We start from the raw sequence: 26,402 nt of genomic DNA on the forward strand, positions 1-26,402 counted from the left end.
CCAAGATCGCTTGTGGTAAAGGGTTATGGAGTTTAAAGTGTGAGATATATTCCGGAATATATTTCTTTCCTCTACACCTTACATCTTTAGTCTACACCCAACCCAAACTCTTGATTTTTCTTTATTTATTCAACCCAGTTGCTCCCTTATCTAGTTTAGGCAGGGAAAAAGGTAATTTGTAAAATCCCTATCTCTTCGCTGTTCCCTAAAGCAACTTATATTATTAGTATAAAAGGCGGAAGGCTGTAATGCCTAGAGAATCTACATTTGTTGTTTGGTTCTCACTGTCTAGTTATTCATGCCATTTGAAGCCCCCTCGTCTGGAGAGCGGGGATAGGCAAGCACTCCAGACTGTGACAAGTAAATTAAAGACGTGGACTTACATCAGTTATTTAAAACCCGAACACCAATTATTGGCGTAGTACATCTGCTACCCCTTCCTACTTCAGCCCGTTGGGGAGGTAGCCTCAAAGCAGTGATTGACCGCGCCGAACAAGAAGCCACAGCCCTTGCTAGTGGAGGGGTAGATGGGATTATCGTTGAGAATTTTTTCGATGCCCCATTTACCAAAAATCAAGTTGACCCCGCCGTTGTGAGTGCCATGACTGTGGTTGTCCAACGCATCCAAAATCTAGTAACTGTGCCTATAGGGTTAAATGTGTTACGCAATGATGGCAGAAGTGCGATCGCTATTGCTAGTTGCGTTAATGCCCAATTTATCCGAATTAATGTTCTCACAGGTGTGATGGCAACTGACCAAGGATTAATTGAGGGGGAAGCTCATCAATTATTGCGGTATCGTCGGGAATTAGGATCTGATGTAAAAATTTTTGCTGATGTTTTAGTTAAACACGCCCGTCCGTTGAGTTCTCCTAATCTGACGGTTGCTGTTAAAGACACTATTGAACGAGGTTTGGCTGATGCGGTAATTTTATCTGGTTGGGCTACTGGTAGTCCTCCTGACCAAGAAGATTTAGAACTGGCTAGTAATGCTGCTGCTGGTACTCCTGTGTTTATTGGTAGTGGTGCAAGTTGGGAAAATGTTGGCACTCTACTACAAGCAGCAGACGGGGTGATTGTTTCTAGTTCTCTCAAACGTCATGGTCAAATTCAGCAACCGATAGACCCCATTCGCGTCAGCCAATTTGTAGAAGCTGCCCGCAGACCTCTATTGTCTAAACTGTGATTCTTTTGATTTTCTTGATTAGAAATTGTCTAAACTATGATTCTTTTGATTTTTATGATTTAGATGATTATGAGGATCTTTAGACTCTCTTCCCCAGTTCCCAGTTCCCAGTTCCCAGTCCCCAGTTCCCAGTTCCCAGTCCCTAGTTCCCAATTACCAATATTATGATTCGTCGTCGTTCTACTCCTTGGATTCATAAATGGTCACGTCCGGCGATCGCAACCATCGCTGGATTTGGTATCCTGAATACAGGTTATCTCACTTTTGAAAAGCTCACTGGCAGAACTCCGGTTTGTACTACTCCAGAAAATGTTAAGGGATGTGTGGATGTCCTTTCCAGTCCTTGGGCTACGGTTTTTGGTCAACCATTACCTCTATTTGGTTTGTTGGCATACATCGGGATGTTTGTATTGGCTTTAGCTCCCTTAGCATTGAATTCCGGGGAAAATCAAAAAAGTCAGAAACAACTAGAAAATTTGACTTGGTGGTTGCTGTTTGTGGGAGCGATCGCAATGTCAGTTTTCAGTGGATACTTAATGTATGTACTGGCATTTCAACTCAAAGCGGTTTGTCTGTACTGTATAGCCTCTGCCTTGTTTGCATTAACTATGTTAGTGTTAACCGTTATGGGTAGGGATTGGGAAGACATCGGACAAGTTTTATTTACGGCTTTGATTGTGGCAATGGTAACGTTAATTGGGACTTTAGGGGTTTACGCTAAGATAGACCCATCCGGTGGCATTACTGAATCAACTGATGGCAAACCGACAGCAATTACCTTTACCCCTAAAGAACAACCAAATCCTCAATTTGGCTGGGAAATTACCACTAAATCTGGGGAAGCCGAAATAGCTTTAGCTGAACATCTTGTTAAATCTGGTGCTAAGGAATATGTAGCTTATTGGTGTCCGCACTGCCACGAACAAAAGCTACTTTTTGGTAAAGAAGCTTATAACATCATGAGTGAAAATTCTACGGTAGAGTGTGCTGCTGATAGTCCTAAAGGTAAACCAGAATTATGTAAAGCTGCAAAAATTGAAGGTTTTCCAAGTTGGATTATTAATGGTAAAACCTATAGCGGAGTGCAGACTCTAGAGGAATTAGGAAAGATAACCGGTTATACAGGTCCGAAAAATTTTAAATATTTCCGCTAGAGATAAGAATCCAGAAAATCATTAATCAAAGATCAAGTGTAGGGGTTTAGCAATGCTAAACCCCTACTGCGTATTTATGTAAATCATTCACAAAACCTGCTTTTTGTCAACTTATACCCCAATTATGTAAGGTTTAGATAAAGATAATCCCAATTGTATAAAATTTAGATAAAGATTATACATTTAAGTAAATATACGGTTTATTATTAACATAATAGTTAATTACTATGATGTTATCTAGCTAACACAGCTAAAAATTAATTTAATATGTATTCTTCTAATTCTTCCTTACCCTTATATCCTGATGATCAGGAAGCCTTTTGGCCATTATGGCAACAGTATGAGGACTATTTGTATCGTTGCTGTATAAAATGGACGGATAATATTGCTGATGCTGAAGATGCTCTTAGTCGGGCAATGTTTAAAGCCTGGGATAAAATACCTAATTCTCCGGTTGAGATTAAAAACTATAAAGCGTGGTTAAGTCAATTAACTTATAATCTTTGCGTAGATATACACAGAGAACATCATCGGGGTGGAAAACAAGTTGAGAGTTTGGACACAATAGGTTTTGAAGAACAAGAAATAGCTAGTCAGGAAGAAACACCAGTTCTTGTTGCTACGCAACAAGAACTCGAAAATTTTTTTTGTTTTGCTATTGATGAGTTACCAATTAGACTGCGAGAAACTTTTATTCTGAATTTTAAAGAGGAACTTTCATATCAAGAAATTGAGGAGAAACTAAATATTTCTTATGATAATGTCCGCAAGCGGATTTCTCAAGCACGAGTAATTTTAAAAAAGAGATATCATCAAGATTTTATTGGTGAAGATATTAGTAAAGATGAGGTTTATTCTCAGTCGAGAAACAGTAATACATCTAACAACACTCATCAGCTAGAAGTATCTATTACTAAGACTGTGGTTTTATCTGATGAGTTAGAAGTAGAAGAGGTTGAAGAGGCTATCAAAGAGTTTGATGTAAATGATGAGTGTCTAGCTGGACTGGATGTTTTGGAGAATAGGAGAATAGGAAAAAATAGACTATCCAGAACCTTGAAATGGTGCAATTTTCATAGCAGACAAGATGTTTACCCCACGATAATAAATGCTATATTGTTTTATTTATTGTATTACCAAGTCTTTTGGCAAAAGTGGGGTGATAGTGGTGGGAGAAGATCCCCGACTTCTTTTTTTATCATTTCTATCAATAGATCAATAATGTTCAGAAGTCGGGGATCTGGATTGTTTTTTGCTGTCTTTCAACTTAATACAAATTATTCCAGCCCACAAACATTATCAAAGAGTTGTTGGGTTGAATTTCCCTTGTCAAGCTACATAAATTCACTGGTAATACACATAAAAGCGGAATTATTGCTTGTGCGTTGGATGCTTACTATCGAAAATCCTATAGGAATTTATTCAGTTAAATAATTCACAATTTGGCATCCGTAAACGTCTAACTAATAGAAAGACAAAAAACATCTATCTAAAGAAATAAAAATGAAAAATCTTCGCCGTCTTGCCTTAGTTGCTGGTGTTGCTGCTCTCAGCGCTATTGCTTTTAGCCCCAAAGCCCAAGCCCAAACTGCTAACGTTGATTTTAGTGGATCTATTGGACCTGCTTGTATCATCAACTCTGTAACCAATGGAACATTAGTTCCCGTAGGTACTCAAATCCTGGCAGCAAATTCTGCTTTTGGCACACCTGGAAATATTAATGTTACCTGCACAAATGGCACAACATTTACCATCACAGGTATTACTGATAATGGTTCTAGTTTAACAACTGGTACATACGCTACTGGTATTAGCCTTATAGCTGCACAAATCCTAGATGTGGGTGCAGGAGGCACTGATCCCCTTGGTAATCCAATGGATTTAACTGTAGCAATAGCACAGGTTTCACCTGATGGTAACAATGGTATAGGCTTCCCCGTTGGTGTTGCGGGTCCTCTTCAAGCTGCTGCTATAACTAATAAAAATTATCCAGTTAATTTGAATCTTACCAAAAACGGAGTTAATCTAAGTTCTGGATTCTATAAAGTGCGTGTTGGTGTAGCTTTAACACCTCAATAGTTTGATATAGCTATTTGAGATTTAGTAATTATATCTTCTCAGGGCGAACTATGGTTTGCTCTTAGAAGATATCAAATTCTAGACATTGTTAATAGTTGAATTACAGAAAATTGATAGCTTCTATGTTGAAAAGATTACGAAATATCCTCCCCTTATTCTGTTTTTTTGGACTTGGTTTTGCTTCCCTACCAGCCTATAGCCAACAGTTGCGTATTACGCCCTTAGTAATTGAACGCAAAGCGGAATCAGGACAAGCTAGAGGAGTTATTGATGTTGCTAATGATTCTGATAAACCATTTCGAGCTAGAGTTTCTTTATCACCTTTCACCTATATTCGGGAAGGATTGCAAGTTTTGAAATCTAGCCCCAATGACTTAACACCTTATTTAACCTTTTCTCCCCGTGAATTAGTAATTGCCCCAGGACAAACACGCTCAATTCGTTTTAATGCTAGGCTACTTCCCAGCTTGCCCCAAGGGGAATATAGGGCGATGTTTTCCATTGATGAACTTAAAGAAAATAATGATCCTACTACTAAAGAGAATCAGGTTGGTATTGTTGTCACTATAGTATCAACTATCTTTGTCAGAAATGGTGATCTTGTACCGATTTTGAAGGTAGAAAAAGCATTTTATGATGGTAAATTTAAGGAAATTAGATTGTTAGTTAATAACACAGGCGAAGCTACAACCCGCGCCAAAACTGAATGGAATTTAACTCAAAATGGCAAACCTATTAACTCTGGTAAATTAGAAGAAACTACTATTATTGCCGAAGGTGATAGATATATTAGAATCGCCTATCCTCCTCAAGAAAAAAACCTGACACCTGGTAATTATAACTTTTCAGGAAAATTAACATGGGACTTTCCCAACAAAGGCGGAAATTTACCTTTTAGTGTTAATTTTAATGTTTCTCCAGAAGATATCAAAACAGAAGATAAACCTGCTCAACCCATAAAGAAATAAGGTTATAACCTACCTCTCCCTAACCCTCTCCTACAAGGAGAGGGAAGCGGAAAAACTTTTGTTAGCTGGAATGGGGGTTTTAAAGCCTCTCCAGTCATAAAAGCTGCTCCTCTTCCCTCCCTTGTAGGGGAGGGTCAGGGAGGGGTGCAGGGGAGAGGTTTGGAGAGGGGTCAGTTTATACATTAAAAACTACCTACAATAAATGTGTTTCTGTAAGTTTTGTGATCATAGCTTCTATAGTTTTAAATTCCTATCAACAACCAGCTTTAACTTCATCTGATCATAGGGTTAATCATCCTGTCTATGAAGTTAAAAGTCTCTCATCTTTCCCTAAACCAGAAATTGATCAAAAACCAGTTTTTAGTTTATCTAATTATGGTCTTAATCTAGCTCAAGTTAAAGATTCTCCTGCTGTCATACCAGAACCAAAAGCACCACAATTTGTAATTTTACCAATAGGAATTAATATTGGTAGACGTAATATTTTACAATCTTCTTTTGTCAGAGGTTATGAAGATGGAGAAAAAGCTGTTAATTTTGCTGATTGGTTAGTTAGTTTTAAAGATTTAACTACAGCATTAAATTTGACTGTAACTACCTTACCCGATGGACAAATAGAATTAAGAGGAATTGGTTTAATTAAACGCATTAACCCCAATGAATTAACTACAGATCCAGAATTAGGGGAAGTTATATCTATTGCTAAAATTGAGAAATTATTAGAGGTTAAATCTAAATTTGATATTGCAGCTTATTCAATTGTACTTGAACCACCTTGGTTAAATTTTCAGGGTAAAAAAAACCGTCTTCAAGAAATTCCCGTAATATTAGAAGGTTTACCTGTTGTTAAATCTCCTAATTTTACTTTTTCTACAATAGGACAACAAATTAATATTAATGGTAGTGCAAATAGTAATCAATTAACTACTCAAGGTACTTTAACAACCATTGGTACAGTATGGGGAGGAAGTTGGTTTTTAAGAATTAATCAACCAGATTTACTAGATAATACCACTTGGCAAATTCAAGAAAGTCAATATTTTAAACCAGGTGATTTTCATGATTATATTATCGGTTCTCAACCTACTTTTTGGCAAGGTCAAGGTAGGGGAGATTATTGGGGTTTTACTACTATTAAAAGATTTGGATTTAAACTAGATAATTTTGAGGGTGGAGTATTTAATCCCTCCCAACGTTTACAAAGTAATACCATTAATCGCATTATTGAAGGAGCAGCAGCACCAGGAACTTTAGTACAATTAGTTTCTGGATATGATAATGTAATTTGGGGACAAGTATTAGTTGATTCTACAGGAGTTTATCGCTTTGATAATATTCCTATTGGTAATAATGGAGGAAATTATCGAGTTTTACTATATGCAAATGGACAATTAGCAAGTACCCCTTTTGAACAAGAACCAATATTTCTCAATCTTCCTGGACAATTAACTAAAGGAACATCAAGTTTGATTGTATCCAGTGGTTTGAGTAGACAAACAAGAAATAATGAATTATTTGGTGACTTAACTGATATTCGCGGAGGAGTTGGTTATCGTTATGGTGTTTCTGATTCTTTAACTTTGGGTGCAGGAATTGTTTATGATCGAGATTTATTAGCATTAGCAGATATCTTTTATCAACCTAATAATTTTCCCTTTAAATTAGCTTTATCGGCTTTACAAACATCAGACAAATTCCAATATAATGCTAATATCCAATTTCAGCCTTGGCGTAAATTAAATTTTAATTTATCTAGTAATGAACAGTTTCAAAGTTTTAATGCAAGTTGGAATGTAGCTCGATTTTTAACCGTTACTAGCAGTGGTAATAATTCCAGTAATATTATTAATTTGGGATTTAATGTAAATCAAAATATTGGTAATATATCCACTTTTTCAAGTTTAAAAATTGATAATAAAGGAGAATTAGATTTATTATCTAATGCTCGTTGGCGTAAATTTAATGTATCAGCTAGATCAAGTTCTACTGGAATAGGATTACAGTTAAATTATGATGGTGATATTTTAAATTTACCTGGAAACGAGTCTTTAAATTTAGCTTATGAAACTAGCAATTCTAGTAATCGTGCTAATGATTTATTGACCTTAAAATGGAAATATCAATCACCCTATCGTCAAAGTGATAGACGTTCTATTTGGGACTTTGATCTAGGTTATGGTATTGGTTCTCAAGGTAGTGGTTTATTAGCTTCTGTTTCTACTGTTGTGATTCCTGGTTTGTCTTTACGTTTACGTTATGATGGTGTTTCTTTAACTTCCGATACTGCTTCTTTTCGCATTGAACTTGGTTCAGTCGCTAATTTCAGTCCTAAATTTAGTCCAGGAGATACTCAATTTGAACGTTTACGCAGTGAAGGGGGAGTTTTTATTCAATCCTTCTTAGATAAAAATAATAATGCTATGAGAGATAATAATGAAGAGATTTATACTCAAGATACAGAACTACTATTAATGCTGAATAATAAAAAATTTAATCCTAACTTTTCAAATATTACAAAACAAGGTGTATTTATCAGACTTTCTCCTGGTTTTTATCGTCTAGATTTAGATCCCTCTGGATATCCTCTTGACTATAAACCTACTCAAGTAAGTTCTGCAATAGAAGTAGTTGCTGGTAGTTATACAAAACTTTCTATACCTTTTGTTGCTTCTTACACTCTAGCGGGAACTGTGACAGACTCTCAAGGAAAACCTATTGCTGGTGCTAAAGTTGAAGCTATTGATCCTAATAATAAATCATCAGTTGTATCTATTACAAATAGTGCGGGTATTTTCTATTTAGAACAATTACCATTAGCAACATATCAATTACAAGTTAATGGTCAATCTGCTGAACCTAATACAATTACAATTACATCCAATGATCCAACGTTAAAGGAATTAAATTTAAAATTGCCTTAGAGGTTGTTTGATAGCGTTCACGAAGTGTGCCGAAGGCATAGCGTGGCGTTAGCCATAAAGTATTAGATGAAACCAATAATTTCCAAGAACCTAACCCCCCAGCCCCCTTCCCTACCAGGGAAGGGGGGGTTTCAAAGCCTCTCCCCGCGTCGGGGAGAGGTTTGGAGAGGGGTTAATTTATACCTTGAAAACTTTTAAAACACCCTCTTATTTACCCATTACCCATTCTTGATTTTGGACAACAGTATGAAATTGCCAATTAGGATCTGTTTGGGGATAATCTAAACGGTAATGTCCACCTCTGCTTTCAGTTCTAAAAGCGGCACTTTTGAGAATTAATTCCGCAATATCTAATAAATTACGGGTTTCTGCCCAAAGCCGCAATTCCTTTTCAATTTGTGGTTGATGAAAATTAACTGATTGTGTCGGCTGTAAACTCAATAATAATTTACTTAAAGGTAAAGCAGCAAACTCTTGTTGCCAAGAAGCAACTTGAGAAATAGCATTTTCTAAACTTGATTTTTCTCGACAAATACCCGCACTTTGCCAAACTATCCGGGGTAAATTTTTACGAATTTCTGCTAATTGTCTTTGTTGATTTTCCCACTCAATTAAAGATGGGTTAACTTCCAAACTTTCAGGTTCAATAAAATTAGCAGATTCCTGTTTTCTCAGTTGCAATTTTTCATAGTCAACATTAGCCATTTGCGCCCCAAACACAATACATTCCAACAAGGAATTACTGGCTAAACGATTAGCACCATGTACTCCCGTACTGGCAGTTTCCCCAATGGCATATAAACCGGGAATATTCGTGGCATTCATCACATCTGTGAGGATACCACCCATCCAATAATGGGCAGCGGGAGACACAGGAATGGGTTGAGTAAAAACATCAATGCCCCAATGTTGACAAACATTAATGATATTCGGGAAACGATGGCGAATTTTGTCAGCGGGAATGGGTCGCATATCTAACCAGACATTCGCTGTAGCCATATCAGCAGCCGTTTTTTGTAAATGACTGAAAATAGCTCGACTGACCACATCACGGGGTGCTAGTTCCCCTGCTGGGTGGTAATCAAAGGCAAAACGTCGCCCGGTGTCATCTACCAAATGCGCCCCTTCTCCACGCACAGCCTCACTAATCAGAAAACGTCCTGGTTTACTCAAGGCTGTGGGATGAAACTGGACAAATTCTAAATCCCGCAAAATTGCACCTGCCCGCCAAGCAATGGCCACACCATCCCCTGTGCTTACCGCTGGGTTAGTAGTTTGGGCAAATACTTGACCACCGCCACCTGTAGCTAAAATCACTGCCATAGCTCTAATCCAGGTAATTTTACCTTGATAAAATAGGCTAGTTCCCAAACATTGACCGGTGTGGGGTTCTATCCATAAACTCAGAGCTAAAGCTTGCTGAATTACTTTGATATTCTGACGACGCAGGACTTGATCTGTGAGGGTGGTGGTAACTTCCCTGCCGGTGGTGTCGGCTGCATGAAGCACGCGAGGACGAGAATGGGCTGCTTCTAGAGTTAAAGCCAAGTTGCTATCATGACGATCAAAAGCTACCCCTAAGTTAACGAGGGATTGAATACAGCTAGGGGCTTGTTCGGCTAGGAATTTTACAGCAGCGATGTCGCATAAACCAGCGCCCGCTTTTAATGTATCTTCAATATGCAGTTTAGGTGAATCTTCTGGGGCGACGGCTGCGGCTATGCCACCCTGCGCCCAATCACTGGCAGATAGGGAGACTGTTTCTTTAGTAATTAAGCCGACTTTTAAGGATGCGGGTAGACATAGGGCTGTATATAGTCCTGCTGCACCGGCACCGACTACTAAAACATCAAATTGGTTAGGAATATTTATATCAGGCAAGGGATAACTATGATTTTTGTGATTTGGATGATTTTTGTGACTTAGATATTTGTTTGGCAAAACCATAACAATATCATTTTCACAACCTTTATTTTCAATCTAAAATTTAAAATCTAAACGTTGGTAATTGGTAATTGGTAATTGGTAATATTTGTTAATTCACCAGTCCCCAATCCCCAATCCCCAATCCCCAATCCCCAGTCCCCAGTCCCCAATCCCCAGTCCCCAATCCTTAGTTATCTGTAAATACCGTTATTAATGCGGTCATCACCTTCGTTGAAGTTAGGCTCTAATTCTGTAACTGTGAAGTGTACCAAGTTAGCTTGCAAACGTTCTTTTTGAGTATCGCTCAATCCTGGCAGATTTAATACATCTTCTACTTTTTCGTAGGGAGCATTAGCGATAATTTTCTTGGCCAATGTAGGATACAGTCCTGGATACTGTTGGAAAGCAGCGATATTGGTATTATTCAAATCAATTTTTTTACCAAACTCTGTTCCCAGCTTTTGATCTGCTTTGTTTTGACGAGCGATCGCTAAAACGGGAACTTGATTTCCGACAAAGCTATTAAAACCAGTAGCTTGGGCTGTTTGGGTAGTTCCCAACATTCCCCAGCAACCTAGCAACAATGTAAACACACTGAATAAACGCACCAATGCTTTCACGATTTTTTACCTCTTTCTTTCAAAAAACAATAAAATTTTGCAGCCAAAAGCTATGAATTTTAGGGCATAAACTGGAAGTTTGGGGCTGTTAGAGCAGTTTCTTTTCTAACTTGATCCTCGTTTCTTCATGGTTTAGCTTCATCCTTGATAGCTGAGAACTTGCACAACAGTCATCAAAAACTAATATACAGCGTATCAATATCCATAATATTTACTACTATGTGGTTTGATTTGACTTTTGCCCAAAACCCCACCTAATAGCACTTTTGCGCCCATTTTTTAGATGTTTCCCGTAATTGACGGGAATTTCACGCAAGAGCCGCTGCTAATAAGAAGAGACTGTCTACTAGAATTGTACTCAAAACTGCGCCCCCAAAAGCATACCAATGGGATTGTTTATTCAGTAATGATCCCGTTCCCACTGTCATCAGGATCAGGGCAAGAATGACTGCCCAGGCTTCTCCCCAGGGTGTTTGGACTTGTATTAAGGCATTCTGTAAGATTTGTGAAGCACCATCGGGATCGGTTCTCATAATTTGTCGCCAATAGGGCATCAAATCTACTAAATAAAAATAAATATCGGTTAAAACTGTTCCTAGTAAAGAACCTAGATAAAACCAATTGCCGACTTTACCCCAATTTTTCGCTAAACACCACACAGCAAAGGGTAATCCTAATGCTTCTATCGGTATATGCCAGATTGGTTCATATCTTAACCAACCCCAATAAATTGCTCCTGTTAACCAAGTCCAGCTAAATCCAAAGAGCATATCTCCCCAAAGATAGGTTTGGGGACGGGACATTAATCTAATACTGAGCCACACCCAAAAGCCTGTCATTAATACGCTCAGAGTGGGAAATGATCTCACTAATGGTGCTTCCACGAACACTGGTACTGATACTAAAAATACCGATGATAAAAATATTAGCCAACTTTGCCGAGAAGACATTAAATTTTGTAAAGGAGCGTTTCCGCTGCTGTTATCAATCTCTAACGTGGGGTTAGTAGCTGCATAGGAAGAGAATGTATGATTAATCAAAGTTTTTAATATTTGTTACTAAACTTTACTTATCTCAGAATATCATAATTGAAAATCCCCCCTAGGGGCATCATAATTATACTCAAATTTTTTTTGTTATGGGATTTTGCCTAAAAAGACTGACCAAGACAGAGTAAAGTTGGATAATTTTCTAAAGTTACTCATCCATACTAGGAGTGTAGTTAATGTCCGTCATCTTAGAATTAAATAATACAATTGTATTATCACACCACTGGATAAAAGTTTTACAAGTAGGAGTACCTAGTCAAGTTGATTTGGTTCCAGGAGTGATCCAGGCATTTATTTTAGGGATTGTGCAAGGGATTACAGAGTTTTTACCAATTAGTAGTACAGCACATTTAATAATTGTAACCAAGGTATTTGGTTGGAAAGAACTTGGTTCTAAAGATTTTGTTGATGCGATTCAATTTGGTAGTGTAATTGCCATTTTGTGGTATTTTTGGGCTGTGATTTCCAGTTTAATTAAAGGTGCAATTACAGCTTTTAAAACTAAAGACTGGGAAAGTGAAGATTGGAAAATTGTTGTAGGTATTGCCGTGGGGACAATCCCGGCTTTAACTATTGGGTTTTTGTTAAAAGACGTAATTCCGGAAAGTTCCTTAATTATTGCGATAATGTCCATTATTATGGCAATGTTGCTAGGTTTAGCCGAAAAAATTGGGACTCGTAAACGAGGTTTTGATGCCTTGGAAATTCGAGATGGTATTTTGGTAGGATTAGGACAAACTTTAGCTTTAATTCCGGGCGTTTCTCGTTCCGGTTCAACTTTAACCACTGGCTTATTTTTAGGATTACAAAGAGAAGCAGCCGCGAAATTTTCTTTTTTGTTGGGATTTCCCACTTTGACGATTGCGACTTTGTACAAAAGTTTAAAAATTTTCAAAATGTTTCAATCTGGAGAATTACCAGATAATATTGTAATTCTGTTAATTGTCGGCATTATTTCCACCTTTATTTTTTCCTATTTATCAATTGCTTTTTTAATCAAATACTTGCAAACAAAAAATACATTGGTTTTTGTTTGGTATAGATTAGCTTTTGGTATTTCCATATTATTAGCCATTGCCGCAGGTTGGCAAGGATAACTCTGTTATGTAAGAATTCAGGAGTCAGGAGTCAGAATAAATCTAGAACCTGCCAATTCCTGCTCCCTGTTCTCTGTTACCTAATTTATGATTACCATTCAACCTGCTAAAATTACCAAGGTGCTTCCTGACTCAATTGCGGACGAAATTGGCTTTGCAGTCGGTGATGCGATTGTGGCTATTAATGGCACACAACCCCGTGATTTAATTGATTATCAATTTTTGTGTGCTGATGAAATTCTGGAACTAGAAGTTTTAGATGCGACAGGAAAAACCCATCATGTTGAAATTGAAAAAGATTATGATGATGATTTAGGACTAGAATTTGCTACGGCTTTATTTGATGGTTTAATTCAGTGTAATAACCGTTGTCCCTTTTGTTTTATTGATCAACAACCACCGGGAAAACGGACTAGCTTATATTTAAAAGATGATGATTACCGATTAAGCTTTTTGTATGGTTCTTATCTGACTTTGACGAATTTAACCGCTAAAGAATGGCAAAGAATTGAACAAATGCGGTTATCACCTCTGTATGTTTCCGTGCATTCTACGGAAGCAGATGTCAGAATTAGACTTTTAAAAAATAATCGGGGTGGGGAAATATTATCACAAATTAAATGGTTTCAAGAGCGAAGATTGCAAATTCATGCTCAAGTTGTTGTGTGTCCAGGTATAAATGATGGTGAACATCTAGAAAGGACATTAGAGGATTTAACATCTTTTCATACTGGAGAATTACCAACGGTAGCATCAGTAGCAGTTGTCCCAGTGGGTTTGACGCGATTTCGTCCCCAGGAAGATGAACTCATACCTGTAACTAGAGAAAAAGCACAAGAGGTAATTTGTCAAGTTAAATTACTTTCTCAGAAATTTCGCCAAAAATATGCTTCTAGTGTAGTGTGGTTAGCTGATGAATGGTTTTTAATAGCAGGGGAAGAATTACCCACAGAAGCTGAATATGAAGAATATCCCCAAATTGATAATGGTGTGGGTTCAATTCGCTTATTTATCAAACAATTTACCCAAACTGCAACCGAGTTATTACCACCGAAAATTACAACCCAACGCAGATTAACTTGGGTTGTCGGTAATGCAGTGGAAACAGCATTTCAACCCCTGGTAAACCAGTTAAATACTGTAGCAGGTTTAGAAGTGAATATGGTGGCTTTATGTAGCGATTATTGGGGACAAAGTATCAGTGTTACTGGTTTATTAACTGGACATGATTTACTTTTGCACTTAAAAGGGCAAGATATAGGAGAGGGAATTTTATTACCTAGTGTCATGCTGAAACATGGGGAGTCGGTATTTTTGGATGATATGACAGTTGAGGAAGTATCTCAACAATTAAATGTCAGTATTTTCCCAGTAGCGGGAGTTGAGGAATTAATAAATACTTGTCTTCGATAGGATTAATGATTTACAAAATTATTTCCTATTCCCTGATAACTAACAACTAACAACTGACTAATGAATAAAAAGACAGTCGGATTCGTTATTTTAAATATTAACCTTTTCTTGTTTAATATTTTGGGGGTATTACCAGCGAAAGCTATGAATAATTCTCCTGTATTTAGTGTAGTTAATAGCCAAGATAATCCTGAACAATGGAAGGGAATTAGCACCCGCTTACAGAAACTAAATGTGAACTATTGTGTTATTCCCCTGAGTCAAGTTAAAGATAAAACTGATTGGGGTAAAGCACGGGTTTTATTTTTACCAAATGTCGAGGTATTGACAACAGAACAAGCGATCGCTTTAGATCAATGGGTAAGTCAAGGTGGATATTTAATAGCTAGTGGCCCAGTGGGTAATTTATCCAGTCCAGGAGTCCGTCAATTATTACGCAAACTGCTGGGAGGTTATTGGGGATTTAGCCTAAATAGTATTGAAACTTTGCAACCTACAAATACGACGATTCCCGATTGGATAAATCAAACAGAACTATTTGGTGTAATTCGCGGTGCTGTAATTATTCCTAATAATTCTACCAGTCAAACTCCTGTAGTTTGGAAAACCCAAGATCGTCCACCAGCAATATTAACAACTGAAAAATCTACCTTATTAGGTTGGCGCTGGGGAACAGACACAGTCGCATCTGTGGGGTTAGATATTGCTTGGTTAAAAGCATCTCTCAATCGTTATTTGAAATTACCAAATAGCAAAGGTAAGATTCCCAATTCTGCCCCAAATTGTCAGCCAGAAATAGTCACGGAAACCACAAAACCGCAAACTTCTGAAAAACCAATTGTTATTGCTCAATCAGAACCTTTAAAAAAGCCTAGTCCTAGCAAACTAACCCGTCCTCAAAAACCTGGAAAACAAACTTTTAAAAAACCTGTTTCTGGCAAACTAACCCGTCCTCAAAAACCTGGAAAACAACCTTTAAAAAAACCTAGTTCTAGCAAAATAAACCATTCTCAAAAACCTAGAAAACAAACTTTAAAAAAACCAAATATTATTTCCTCAGTTACATCTAAACCTATTAAGCAAGGATTATTAAGCGTTTCCCAAATCACAAATCAAAACTTGATTGACCCAATCAATCAACTAGAACAAAATGTCCGTTTAGATGTTGTCCCTAATTCTAATCAGCCAATTGATCCAAAGGAAGCAATTTCCCTAAAACAAGAGTTAGAAAATCTGATTGGCCGATTAGAAAGTGCCAATTTAGCAGCATCAGCGCATAATTTTCCCAAAAATAGCAACAATAGTATAACTAATTCGCCATTTCAAAAAGCAGAAGAGATCAAAACAGCATCTTCCAATATAGAAGCACCAGCATCAAATTTAAAAGAAACTTTAACAAAGGCTAGAGAAACAGTCAAAAATTTCCCCTTATTAATTGAACAAAAAAAATATGCCATGGCCCGGCAGATATGGTTACAAACCAAAGCCGATTTGTGGCAACAGTTTCCCATAAATCAACAATTAGCACAACCAGAAATCCGTTCAGTTTGGTTAGATAGGGGAACTATTGTTAAAGCTGGCAATGAAGCAGAATTAGCCAAGATTTTTGATAGACTGGCACAAGCTGGAATTAATACCATTTTTTTAGAAACTATCAACGCTAGTTATCCCATTTATCCCAGTCAGGTAGCACCGCAACAAAACCCCCTCATTCGTGACTGGGACCCCCTCGCAACCGCTGTCAAATTAGCCCATGCACGGGGGATGGAGTTACACGCTTGGGTGTGGGTATTTGCCGCCGGCAATAGCCGTCATAATCAAATTATTAATGTTAGTCCTGATTATTTGGGACCCGTACTAGCAGCAAATCCCGATTGGGCTAATTATGACAATAAAGGTAACATTATTCCCATTGGACAAACTAAACCTTTTTTAGATCCAGCTAATCCCCAAGTGCGAGAATATTTAATCAAACTATATACAGAAATTGTCACTAACTATCAAGTAGATGGTATCCATTTAGATTATATTCGTTATCCCTTTCAAGACCCCTTTGTTGGTCGCACCTATGGCTATGGTAAAGCCGCAAGAGAACAATTTCAACAGCAGACTGGCATAGATCCCTTAGATATCTCCCCCAGTCAGCGGGATTTATGGCAAAAATGGACAGCATTCCGCACCCAACAGGTTGATAAATTTGTCGCTGAACTATCACAAACATTACGACAAAAGCGGAAAAATTTAATTTTGTCAGTAGCTGTTTTTCCCTTACCAGAATATGAACGAATCCAAAAGATTCAACAACATTGGGAAGTGTGGGCAAGAAGAGGAGATATAGATTTAATTGTGCCTATGACCTATGCTTTAGATACACCTCGGTTTCAACGATTAGCCAAACCGTGGATTACTTCCACAAAATTAGGTGCTACCTTGTTAGTTCCCGGAATTCGCTTACTGTCTTTACCAACTATAGGTGCATTTGATCAACTGCAATTAATTCGAGACTTGCCGGTTAGTGGTTATGCGTTGTTTGCAGCGGAAAATTTTAATAATGAACTAGAACAAATATTTAGTAATACCCAAGGGATTAAAAATGAACCCATACCCCAGCGTCAACCTTTTCGGACTGCGGCATTTCGTTATGCAGCTTTACAAAGAGAATGGCAAGTGTTACAAAAAAATGGTCAATTATCCATGTCTGCAATGAGCAATTCTGAGTTTAATCAGCTAACTAAGGAATTACAAGATGCCTTAAATCAACTGGCTGCTGTACCTTCTGCCATTAATTTAATTACAGCTAGAAAAGCCCTCAACCGTTTCCAGTCTCAATTTTCTAAATGGATGCAAATAGAAAATCAAGCCAATTCCTATCAAGTTACAGTATGGGAAAATCGTCTTTTGACTATAGAACGACTTATCCGTTATGGGGAAAGAAGATTAAATCTGCGTCGGTAGACTAAGTGGAAACCTAAAAAATTTTGGGCGTTCGGGGAGGGTCAGCCAAAGGGATTTTTAGATGTCAATTCTGGGGTTTTTAGCCTATTTTCTTATAATATAGATTTAGTGCTTTTATTATATCAGCCAAAATATTTACTAATACTGATTTGCACTGTTAGTCGATTTTGAATTGTTAATTTTATGTATGACAATGATTTTAAGTTATTTCCAAGCCCTGATCAAGAAATATCAGCGGAAATTATCTATACCTAAATTCATACCTTGGTTCATTAATGCGGATGTTTCCCAAGGTAGTGAACAACGCTTTCGCCAACTCGCCGAATCTATCCCCCAACAAGTCTGGATTGCCGCTGCTGACGGCAGTATTGAGTATGTTAATCCACCCACTTTAAGTTACTTTTCCTGTACAGTAGCGGAAATTTTGGGCTGGCGATGGTTGGAAATGGTACATCCCGAAGATGTATCAAAAACTCTAATTGCTTGGAATTATGCTTTAGTCACAGGCACAAATTACGAAATTGAACTTCGTCTCTATGAGAAAGCTTCCCAAACCTATCGGTGGTATTTAGGACGAGCCGAGCCTTGGCACAGTTACAATAAAATTGTCAATTGGCTGGGGACAAATACAGATATTCATGACCGGGTATTAGCAGAAACTTCTCTGCGAGATAATCAACGTCGCTATGAAACCATCGCCGCCATTTCACCTGTAGGTATATTTCATACAGATGCTTTAGGTAATTGCCATTATGTTAATGATCGGTGGTGCAAAATCGCTGGTATCAACCGAGAAACGGCTGTAAGTATGAGTTGGATCAATACTATTCACCCAGAAGACAGAGAACGAATTGAGGCTGAATGGTGTCATGCACTCAAACAAAAGCTGCCATTTCGTTCTAAATACCGATTTCAAGGTTGTGATAGAGAAGTAACTTGGGTTCTGGGTCAGACAGTACCAGAAATAGGAGATAACGGCAAAATCATTGGTTATGTAGGTACTATTACTGATATTAGTGACCATAAACAAGTTGAGGAAGCCTTAGCAGAAAGGTTGCGGTTAGCAGATTTTCAAGCTGATATAGATGCTATTTTAACCCAGGCAGAAACCTTAGAAACCATGCTGAAAGGTTGTACAGATACTTTAGTTCAACATCTTGATGTTGCTTTTGCTCGCATCTGGATATTGAATAAAGAAAATAATGTCCTAGAATTGCAAGTCAGTTCCGGAATGTACACCCATATTAATGGACCCCATAGTCGGATACCTTTAGGCCATTTAAAAATTGGTTTGATTGCTCAAAAAGGTCAACCTTGTCTGATTAATTTCATCGAAGATCATCCTCAAATTAGTGATCAAGAATGGGTAAAAAGAGAAGGAATGGTGGCTTTTGTTGGTTATCCCTTAATTCTTGAAGGTGAAGTAATTGGGGTAATCTCCATGTTTTGCTGTCAAACAATTGACGAATCTACTTTTAATTTTTTGTCTATTATAGCTGATGAAATAGCCTTGGGTATTCAGCGTAAACAAACCGAAATTTCTCTGAGGGAAAGTGAAGAATATTTCCGTTCATTAATTGAAAGTGTTGCCGACTATGCCATTTATATGCTCGATCCTCAAGGACGGGTGATGAGTTGGAATTCTGGGGCAGAATATATTACTGGTTATACAGCAGCAGAAATTATTGGTGAAGATTTCTCTTGTTTTTTCCCTTCAGAAGATATTATTAATTCTCTACCAATTCAACAATTGAATATAGCAGCAGCGGAGGGACGCTATGAATGTGAAAGTATTTTTGTTCGTAAGGATAATTCTCAGTTTTGGGCAAATTGTATTTTAACAGCTTTGTATGATGAAACTGGCAATTTACGCGGTTTCTCGAAAGTGACCCGCAATATTACAGAACGTAAATTAACAGAAAAATCTTTACTGCGATTACAAAAAGCTATAGAAAGTACCAGTGATGCTATCAGTATTGCTGATATTCATGGACAAGTAATTTATGTTAATCCTGCTTTTACAGAAATATTTAATTACACATTTACTCAATTAAATGAACAAGGTGGTTTATCAGCTAATTTTAAAGTTAAGAAAGTATTTGAAACAGTATTTACAACTGTCCAAAAAGGTGAATCTTGGCGGGGTGAAGTAACTATGAAAACTCTTAATGATCATACTGTGCAAGTTGATTTACGCACAGATGCTATTAAAGATCCTACAAATGAAATCGTATATCTTGTGAATATATATACAGATATTACTCAACAAAAAATTATAGAAGAAGATTTACGCTTGAGTAATCGAGCCATTGCTGCTAATAGTAATGGTATTGTTATTGCTGATGTAACTACTGCTAATAAACCTATTATTTATGTGAATCCTGCTTTTGAAAAGATGACAGGCTACTTATCCGCAGGTATAATTGGTCAAAGTTTTCCTTTATTAACTAATATTCAAATCAATAAATCTGAATTAGCACAACTCACTGCTGCTATGGCAACAGGACAAGACTGCACAGTAATTTTACGTAATTTACATCAAGATGGTAGCTTATTTTGGCATGAATTAAATATTTCTCCTGTTTATGATTATTTTGGTAATATTACTCACTATATTGGTATTCAAACTGATATCACTGAACGTAAACAAGCGGAAACAGCATTACTGGTCAGTCAACAACGGTTGCAATACTTACTCTATTCCAGCCCCGCTGTGATCTATACCCGCAAAGCTGGTGATGATTACGGTGCTACCTTTATGAGTGAAAATGTTAAATCTATTATGGGTTATGAAGCTAGAGAATTTGTCACCCACTCTAATTTTTGGTATACCCATATTCATCCAGAAGATGCACAATATGTAATTACTGAGATATCAGCAGCAATCCAAAAGCAAGGAGAGTACATTTTAGAATATCGCTTTTTACACCAAGATAGTATTTACCGTTGGGTATATGATCAAGGTAAAGTAGTATTAGATCAAGTTGCCAATCCCATAGAAATTGTGGGTTATTGGGCTGATATTACAAATCGTAAACAATTAGAACAAGAATTAATAATATCACTTGAGAAGGAAAAAGAACTAAATGAATTAAAATCCCGTTTTATCTCCATGACTTCCCATGAATTTCGCACCCCCTTGAGTACCATCCTCTCTTCTGCTGAGTTGTTGGAAAACTACCGTCACCGTTGGAGTGAGGAAAAACAACTTACTCATCTCCGTCGGATTCAAACTGCTGTCGGGCGCATGGTTGAAATGTTAAATGATATTTTAGTAATTGGCAAGGCTGAAGTAGGCAAATTAGAGTATAACCCTATTTCTATGGATTTAGTCGCTTACTGCCGTCAATTGCTAGAAGACTTGAAATTAAATGGGAATAATCACAAATTGATTGATTTTAATTGTCAATATGAATCTATTCCCTGCTATATGGATGACAAATTACTCAGTCATATTCTGATTAACCTCCTCTCCAATGCTATTAAATATTCACTTGATTCTGATCTTGTTAAGTTTACTCTTACTTGTGAAGAGAGAAAGGTAATATTTGAAATTCAAGATCATGGGATTGGGATTCCAGAAGCAGATATTTCTAGATTATTTGAGTCTTTTCATCGTGCCGGCAATGTTGGTAATATTTTAGGAACTGGATTAGGATTAGCCATTGTCAAAAAATGTGTAGATATTTACCAAGGAGAAATTTCCCTAATTAGTCAAGTTGATGTTGGTACTAAGTTCACTGTTACGCTGCCTTTACAGCAGTTTTCATCTATTTAAACCACACTCTAATTACTTTCTTCCTTTGCGCCTTTCCTACTTTGCGCCTCTGCGCGAAACAAAAACTGTGGTTCATGTATCTGAAAATCGCCTTTAAGTTAAATAATCATCGCAAAAGCAAGGTGAAATATGCCGAAAATTCTAGTTATTGAAGATGAAGAATCAGTGCGGGAGAATCTATTAGATTTATTAGAAGCTGAAAATTTTGAAACTGTGGTCGCCGCTAATGGTAGAATAGGCTTAAATATGGCCATGTCAGAATATCCAGATTTAATTTTGTGTGATATGATGATGCCAGAATTAGATGGCTATGGTGTATTAACAGCATTGCGTCAAGAGCCATCAACAGCAACTATTCCTTTCATTTTTTTGACTGCTAAATCGGCTAAATCTGATTTTCGTCAAGGGATGAATATGGGAGCAGATGATTATCTCACTAAACCATTTACCAGGTCTGAATTATTGAGTGCTATCCTCAATAAATTGGAAAAATATTCAAATCTAAAGAAACACTTGTTGTCTGGTGCTAATAAATTAACACCGAGAATGCACATAGTATTAAGGAATTTACAACAAGTAATTAAAGAAGAAAATTTTGAAGGTTTTGAGGTTCATTATCAACCAATTACTGATATTAATACTGGCAGAATTACAGCAGCAGAAAGCTTATTACGTTGGCAAAGTCCAGAATTAGGAAAAGTATCACCACAAGAATTTATTCCTTTAGCTGAAACTAATGGATTAATTATTGATATTGGTAGATGGGTTTTAACTACAGTTTGCAATCAGATGCAAATTTGGGAAAATATTGGCATTCATAACTTAACCATAGCGGTTAATTTATCAGCAATTGAATTTAATCAATCAGATTTAATTCCCAAAATTATTCACTTGATATCTAACAATAACATTCAATCAAATTTTCTGGAGATTGAACTAACAGAAAGAATGATTATGGAAGATGTGGATGTGGCAATAGTTGCCATGAATAAACTGCGCTCTCTAGGGGTAAAAATTGCTATTGATGATTTTGGAGTTAGTAATAATTCATTGATGACTCTCAAACAATTACCAATGGATACGCTCAAAATTGACCGTGATTTTATCCAAAATATTAATGATGATTACCGCAAAGCAGCAATTACAAAAAACTTAATTCGTTTAGGACATGATCTAAATCTAAAAATTATTGCTGAAGGGGTAGAAACTGAATCAGAACTAGCATTTTTACGGGAAAATAAATGCGATGCTATCCAAGGCTTTATCTGTAGTCCAGCATTACCCGCTTTAGAATTTCAAAAGCTGTTATTAACTAATAAATCTTTGTCTATTTAGGGGAATAGGTAATAGGTAATAGGGCAGAAGAATCTAAAATCCAAAATCCAAAATCTAAAATTGTATGAATCAAAATGAAATTGATATCTTATCAAATCCGAGTATAAATTCCTCACACCCAGGCGATAGCGTTCGCGTCTCGAAAGAGATAGTGCGACCTAGTAATCGCTATTGGGGCTATGTAGAAGTTATTGAAGAAGGGGAAAATTATCGCATCAGTCGGGTAGAAATTAAGCCTAGACACGGCATTAAAGCCCAAATCCATTATCATCGTCATGAACATTGGGTAGTGGTTTCTGGGGTGGCTAAGGTAACTTGTGGTGATCAAGAAATATTACTCAATCACAATCAATCCACCTATGTACCAGCAGCCACACTGCACAAAGTAGAAAACCCCGGTTCAATCCCTTTAATCATTTTAGAAATCCAAAATGGCGAGTATTTAGGTGAGGATGATATAGAACGTCCAGTAGAGGAAAATGCTTAAAAATGACTTATCCCTCCGTCAACTGGTTCGCTAAAATATTCACCAACGTACCACTAAGAACCTTGTTGATAGTGCCGTTTGTTTTGCAAACTGTGGGAATGGTGACACTGGTGGGCTATTTTTCTTACCGTAGCGGACAGCAGGCTGTGGATAAGCTGGCAGATCAATTAATGACAGAAGTAGGCGATCGCATTGAGCAACATTTACATACTTATTTAGGCAAAGCCCAGCAAATCAATAGTACCAATGTAGATGCCTTTGAATCGGGCATCTTAGACTTAAATGATTTTAACGCTCTGGGTAAATATTTTTATCGTCAGGTGCGATCTTTCAATTTTGCTTATGTTAATTTTGGTAGTAAAGAGGGAGGATTTATTGGTGCGGGTTATGGGCTGGGTAATAGGTTGGAAATTGGAGAAATTCTCATATCTCATCTCAGCCAATTCCACTTCTACTCAGTAGATAAGGAGGGTAATCGTCTCTCTTTAGTAGATACGCTGCAAAACCCGCTATATTCTAATTTTGCCTGGTACTCAGATGCAGTCAAAGCTAGTAAGCCGATCTGGAGTTCCATTTACACTTGGGGCGGTTTACCTAATCGCATCAGCATTTCTGCCAGCACTCCAGTCTATGACAAGCAGAAACAGTTCATGGGAGTTCTCGGTATTGATCTCGAACTCTCGCAAATTAGTCAATTCCTAAAAAAACTGCATTATGGAAAATCACGTCACATTTTCATCATCGAACCATCAGGATTGATTGTTGCCAGTTCTGAAGATGAATCTCCTGCTCCCATTGTCAATGGCAAAGCGACACGATTACAAGCCTTGCATAGCCGTGAACCCGTAATCCGTGACATAACTCAGGATTTAATCCGGCGGTTTGGTAGTTTACAAGCTATCTCTAAACCCCAACTTTTGCGCCCGTCTTTGCCAGACAAACCCTTTGTGAGAGTTACACCCTACCGCGACGATTACGGCTTAGATTGGCTCGTAGTCACGGTAGTTCCCGAATCGGAATTTATGGCAGAAATTAATGCCAATGCTCAAATAACCCTGCTACTTTGTGGCTTAACCCTAATAATTGCCATTGGCACGGGTAGTTTGACTGGATACTGGATTACTAAACCAATTTTACGCTTGAGTCGAGTTAGTCAAGCTATGGCTAGGGGAGAGTGGCAAGAGTCTTTATCTGAGAATATAGCCATAGCAGAACTCAAGGTTTTAGCAACATCCTTTAACCAGATGTCTGCTCAAATCAAAAAAGCCTTTCAGGAATCAGAAACTAAATTTTCGACTATTTTTCATACTACTCCTGACCCTGTTTGGATTGCCACCTTAGGGGAAGGAAAATTTTTGAATGTCAATGAAAGTTTTTCCCAGTTTTGGGGAAATACCCCAGAAAATATTGTTGGCAAAACCTGTGTGCAATTGGGATTGTGGAACAATATCGACGATTTACACCACCTGAAAAAGACGCTAGTTAATGAAGGAAGTATCCTCAATTTTAAAGTGGTAATTCGGACTCACTCCCAGCAAACTAAAACCGTTCTCATGTCAGCTAGGTTACAATTCTTGGGTGAAGAAGATTGTCTGATTGGTGTCATGAAAGATGTTAGTAATCTCTACGAAGAACTGAAGTTACGCAAACAAGCAGAAGATCAATTGCGAGAGAGTCAGCATTTTATTGAACAGATTACAGAACTAACGCCAAACCTACTGTATATTTACGACCATACTGAACAAAGAAATGTTTATATTAATCGTTCTGTTGGCGAAATATTGGGCTATTCTGCCACAGCGATTCAAGAAATGGGAGCTAACTTGTTTCCGATTATTTGTCATCCCGATGATCTCCCTCTGATTTATGAGTCTATGCAAAAGCTTTATAGTCTGCAAGATCGTGAGTTCGTGGAGGTAGAGTACCGAGTTAAAAATGCCCAAGGGAACTGGTGTTGGCTTTATAGTCGAGATATGGTGTTTTCTAGAACTGCGGATGGTAGGCTAAAGCAAAGTTTGGGAACGTCCCAGGATATCAGTAAGCGAAAACAAGCAGAGTTAGAACTCAGGAAAAGTCGAGATTTTAGAGAAGCTATCTATAACGAATCTACCGATGCCATTTTTTTGGTTGATGTTCCTAATCCGTTGATTATTGATTGCAATAGCCGTTCTGTGGAGATGTTTGAAGTTACCAGCAAGGAGGAACTGATTGGTACTGAAGGGCAAAATTTACAAAAACACCGCTTTACCGATGATGACATGATCATGATTGTTGATGATATAGCTAAGTTAGGATTTTGGAGTCGAGAAATCGAATATGTGACTAAAAAAGGGAGGAATTTTTGGGGGAATCTCGCAGTAAAACGCATTAATATCGCTGGTAAAACTATTGATTTGGTGCGAGTTACAGATATCAGTAAACGCAAGAAAGCCGAATTAGCCTTACTCAAAAGCGAAAAGCGGTTTCAAGAGATTTCTGCATCTTCTCCAGGAGTCATTTATATTACTATTAGGCGTTTGGACGGCTCTTGGGGTTATGAATATATGAGTCGTGCCTTTGAGGATATTCATGAAGTAACTGTTGCTCAGATACTAGAAAATCCCAATCTCTGCTTTGAGCAGTTTCATCCTGATGATTGCGCTGGCTATGAAGCAGCAGTAGCTCACAGCCTGGAAAATATGTCTCCTTTTAACTATGAGTGGCGCATTATCACTCCTTCAGGAAAACTCAAGTGGATAAAAGCCAGGTCTAGACCAGAACGGCGAGAAAATGGAGATATTGCTTATTATGGTGTTGTCTTAGATGTGAGCGATCGCAAACAAGCAGAATTAGCCTTGCAAGCCGCAGAATATAACCTCAGAATCGCCAATCAGGAACTGGAAAAACTGGTCAATATTGATGGGTTAACGCAAATTGCCAATCGTCGCTGTTTTGACAATCGTTTAGAGCAAGAATGGCAGCGACTATACCGGGAACAGCAACCTTTATCTTTACTGTTGTTCGATGTTGATTATTTTAAACGCTATAACGATTCCTATGGTCATCAAATGGGGGATGAGTGCTTGATCAAAATTGCTCAGGCTGTAGAGCAGGTGGTATGTCGTCCCGCAGATTTAGTGGCTCGCTATGGTGGGGAAGAATTTGTAGTGGTTTTACCTAATACTCATATTACAGGGGCGATGGCGATCGCTCAACGAATTCATGGGGCAATTAAAGATTTAGCCATTCCTCACCAAGCCTCGGAAGTAAGTAATACAGTTACTATTAGTATCGGCGTTAGCAGTTTGATACCTAGTTCCGAATTATCAGCAACTAACATAATTGAACAAGCTGATCAAGCACTTTACCGCGCTAAACAACAAGGACGCAATCAGTCTACAATCTTTTCTCAATAATATCAAATTCGGGCAACCACGGGGGGTTTGCCCCTACAA

Annotated in this window: 16 protein-coding genes; 13 read left to right on the forward strand and 3 right to left on the reverse strand. The window is 37.7% G+C overall.

The window, feature by feature from the left end:
- Nucleotides 1–373 precede the first annotated feature (373 nt).
- The 6 genes from btpA (at nt 374) to FJR11_RS23855 (ending at nt 8,308) form a co-directional block, all read left to right on the forward strand.
- Nucleotides 374–1,186, forward strand: coding sequence for a photosystem I biogenesis protein BtpA (gene btpA, locus FJR11_RS06070; RefSeq protein ID WP_168502812.1), 813 nt, complete (start codon nt 374–376; stop codon nt 1,184–1,186).
- A 164-nt stretch (nt 1,187–1,350) separates the two neighbouring features.
- Nucleotides 1,351–2,340: a vitamin K epoxide reductase family protein gene (locus tag FJR11_RS06075; protein ID WP_168502813.1), complete on the forward strand. Its 990-nt coding sequence runs from the start codon at nt 1,351–1,353 to the stop codon at nt 2,338–2,340.
- Between the two features lie 267 nt (nt 2,341–2,607).
- On the forward strand, nt 2,608–3,774 hold the full coding sequence (locus FJR11_RS06080) for an RNA polymerase sigma factor (RefSeq protein WP_168502814.1): 1,167 nt from the start codon (nt 2,608–2,610) through the stop codon (nt 3,772–3,774).
- A gap of 69 nt (nt 3,775–3,843) precedes the next feature.
- On the forward strand, nt 3,844–4,419 hold the full coding sequence (locus FJR11_RS06085; protein WP_168502815.1) for a hypothetical protein: 576 nt from the start codon (nt 3,844–3,846) through the stop codon (nt 4,417–4,419).
- A gap of 122 nt (nt 4,420–4,541) precedes the next feature.
- Nucleotides 4,542–5,387 carry a P pilus assembly protein, chaperone PapD gene (locus FJR11_RS06090; RefSeq protein ID WP_168502816.1) on the forward strand — a complete coding sequence of 282 codons (846 nt, stop codon included), beginning with the start codon at nt 4,542–4,544 and terminating at the stop codon, nt 5,385–5,387.
- Between the two features lie 221 nt (nt 5,388–5,608).
- Nucleotides 5,609–8,308, forward strand: coding sequence for a carboxypeptidase regulatory-like domain-containing protein (locus FJR11_RS23855; RefSeq protein WP_168502817.1), 2,700 nt, complete (start codon nt 5,609–5,611; stop codon nt 8,306–8,308).
- A 207-nt stretch (nt 8,309–8,515) separates the two neighbouring features.
- On the opposite strand, the gene nadB is transcribed toward FJR11_RS23855, so the two are convergent.
- The 3 genes from nadB to FJR11_RS06110 form a co-directional block, all read right to left on the reverse strand.
- Nucleotides 8,516–10,189, reverse strand: a complete 1,674-nt coding sequence (nadB, locus tag FJR11_RS06100) for an L-aspartate oxidase (protein ID WP_168502866.1) — start codon at nt 10,187–10,189, stop codon at nt 8,516–8,518.
- A 236-nt stretch (nt 10,190–10,425) separates the two neighbouring features.
- Nucleotides 10,426–10,854 carry a photosystem II complex extrinsic protein PsbU gene (gene psbU / locus FJR11_RS06105; RefSeq protein WP_168502818.1) on the reverse strand — a complete coding sequence of 143 codons (429 nt, stop codon included), beginning with the start codon at nt 10,852–10,854 and terminating at the stop codon, nt 10,426–10,428.
- A gap of 308 nt (nt 10,855–11,162) precedes the next feature.
- Nucleotides 11,163–11,894: a DUF3120 domain-containing protein gene (locus tag FJR11_RS06110; protein WP_168502819.1), complete on the reverse strand. Its 732-nt coding sequence runs from the start codon at nt 11,892–11,894 to the stop codon at nt 11,163–11,165.
- Nucleotides 11,895–12,079: 185 nt separating this feature from the next.
- On the opposite strand from FJR11_RS06110, the gene FJR11_RS06115 reads away from it, so the two are divergent.
- The 7 genes from FJR11_RS06115 (at nt 12,080) to FJR11_RS23500 (ending at nt 26,363) form a co-directional block, all read left to right on the forward strand.
- Nucleotides 12,080–13,000, forward strand: a complete 921-nt coding sequence (locus FJR11_RS06115) for an undecaprenyl-diphosphate phosphatase (protein WP_168502820.1) — start codon at nt 12,080–12,082, stop codon at nt 12,998–13,000.
- A gap of 87 nt (nt 13,001–13,087) precedes the next feature.
- Nucleotides 13,088–14,413 (forward strand): TIGR03279 family radical SAM protein, encoded by a 1,326-nt coding sequence (locus FJR11_RS06120; RefSeq protein WP_168502821.1) that lies wholly within the window; start codon nt 13,088–13,090, stop codon nt 14,411–14,413.
- 60 nt (nt 14,414–14,473) lie between these two features.
- Nucleotides 14,474–17,368, forward strand: a complete 2,895-nt coding sequence (locus tag FJR11_RS06125; RefSeq protein WP_371417466.1) for a family 10 glycosylhydrolase — start codon at nt 14,474–14,476, stop codon at nt 17,366–17,368.
- 187 nt (nt 17,369–17,555) lie between these two features.
- Nucleotides 17,556–21,146 carry a PAS domain S-box protein gene (locus tag FJR11_RS06130; RefSeq protein ID WP_168502822.1) on the forward strand — a complete coding sequence of 1,197 codons (3,591 nt, stop codon included), beginning with the start codon at nt 17,556–17,558 and terminating at the stop codon, nt 21,144–21,146.
- A gap of 129 nt (nt 21,147–21,275) precedes the next feature.
- The gene (locus FJR11_RS06135; protein ID WP_168502823.1) at nt 21,276–22,481 is read left to right on the forward strand and encodes an EAL domain-containing response regulator; all 1,206 of its coding nucleotides are present in this window, start codon (nt 21,276–21,278) and stop codon (nt 22,479–22,481) included.
- Between the two features lie 64 nt (nt 22,482–22,545).
- Nucleotides 22,546–22,968 (forward strand): phosphomannose isomerase type II C-terminal cupin domain, encoded by a 423-nt coding sequence (locus FJR11_RS06140; protein WP_168502824.1) that lies wholly within the window; start codon nt 22,546–22,548, stop codon nt 22,966–22,968.
- A gap of 2 nt (nt 22,969–22,970) precedes the next feature.
- Nucleotides 22,971–26,363: a diguanylate cyclase domain-containing protein gene (locus tag FJR11_RS23500; RefSeq protein WP_254444694.1), complete on the forward strand. Its 3,393-nt coding sequence runs from the start codon at nt 22,971–22,973 to the stop codon at nt 26,361–26,363.
- Nucleotides 26,364–26,402: the final 39 nt, after the last annotated feature.

This window comes from Anabaena sp. UHCC 0187, from assembly GCF_009712035.1.
GTDB lineage: Bacteria > Cyanobacteriota > Cyanobacteriia > Cyanobacteriales > Nostocaceae > Dolichospermum.

Coding starts and splice junctions, on each gene's coding strand:
- FJR11_RS06075 (WP_168502813.1), top strand. CDS start 1,351: ATGATTCGTCGTCGTTCTACTCCTTGGATTCATAAATGGTCACGTCCG.
- FJR11_RS06080 (WP_168502814.1), top strand. CDS start 2,608: ATGTATTCTTCTAATTCTTCCTTACCCTTATATCCTGATGATCAGGAA.
- FJR11_RS06085 (WP_168502815.1), top strand. CDS start 3,844: ATGAAAAATCTTCGCCGTCTTGCCTTAGTTGCTGGTGTTGCTGCTCTC.
- FJR11_RS06090 (WP_168502816.1), top strand. CDS start 4,542: ATGTTGAAAAGATTACGAAATATCCTCCCCTTATTCTGTTTTTTTGGA.
- FJR11_RS06115 (WP_168502820.1), top strand. CDS start 12,080: ATGTCCGTCATCTTAGAATTAAATAATACAATTGTATTATCACACCAC.
- FJR11_RS06120 (WP_168502821.1), top strand. CDS start 13,088: ATGATTACCATTCAACCTGCTAAAATTACCAAGGTGCTTCCTGACTCA.
- FJR11_RS06125 (WP_371417466.1), top strand. CDS start 14,474: ATGAATAAAAAGACAGTCGGATTCGTTATTTTAAATATTAACCTTTTC.
- FJR11_RS06130 (WP_168502822.1), top strand. CDS start 17,556: ATGACAATGATTTTAAGTTATTTCCAAGCCCTGATCAAGAAATATCAG.
- FJR11_RS06135 (WP_168502823.1), top strand. CDS start 21,276: ATGCCGAAAATTCTAGTTATTGAAGATGAAGAATCAGTGCGGGAGAAT.
- FJR11_RS06140 (WP_168502824.1), top strand. CDS start 22,546: ATGAATCAAAATGAAATTGATATCTTATCAAATCCGAGTATAAATTCC.
- FJR11_RS23500 (WP_254444694.1), top strand. CDS start 22,971: ATGACTTATCCCTCCGTCAACTGGTTCGCTAAAATATTCACCAACGTA.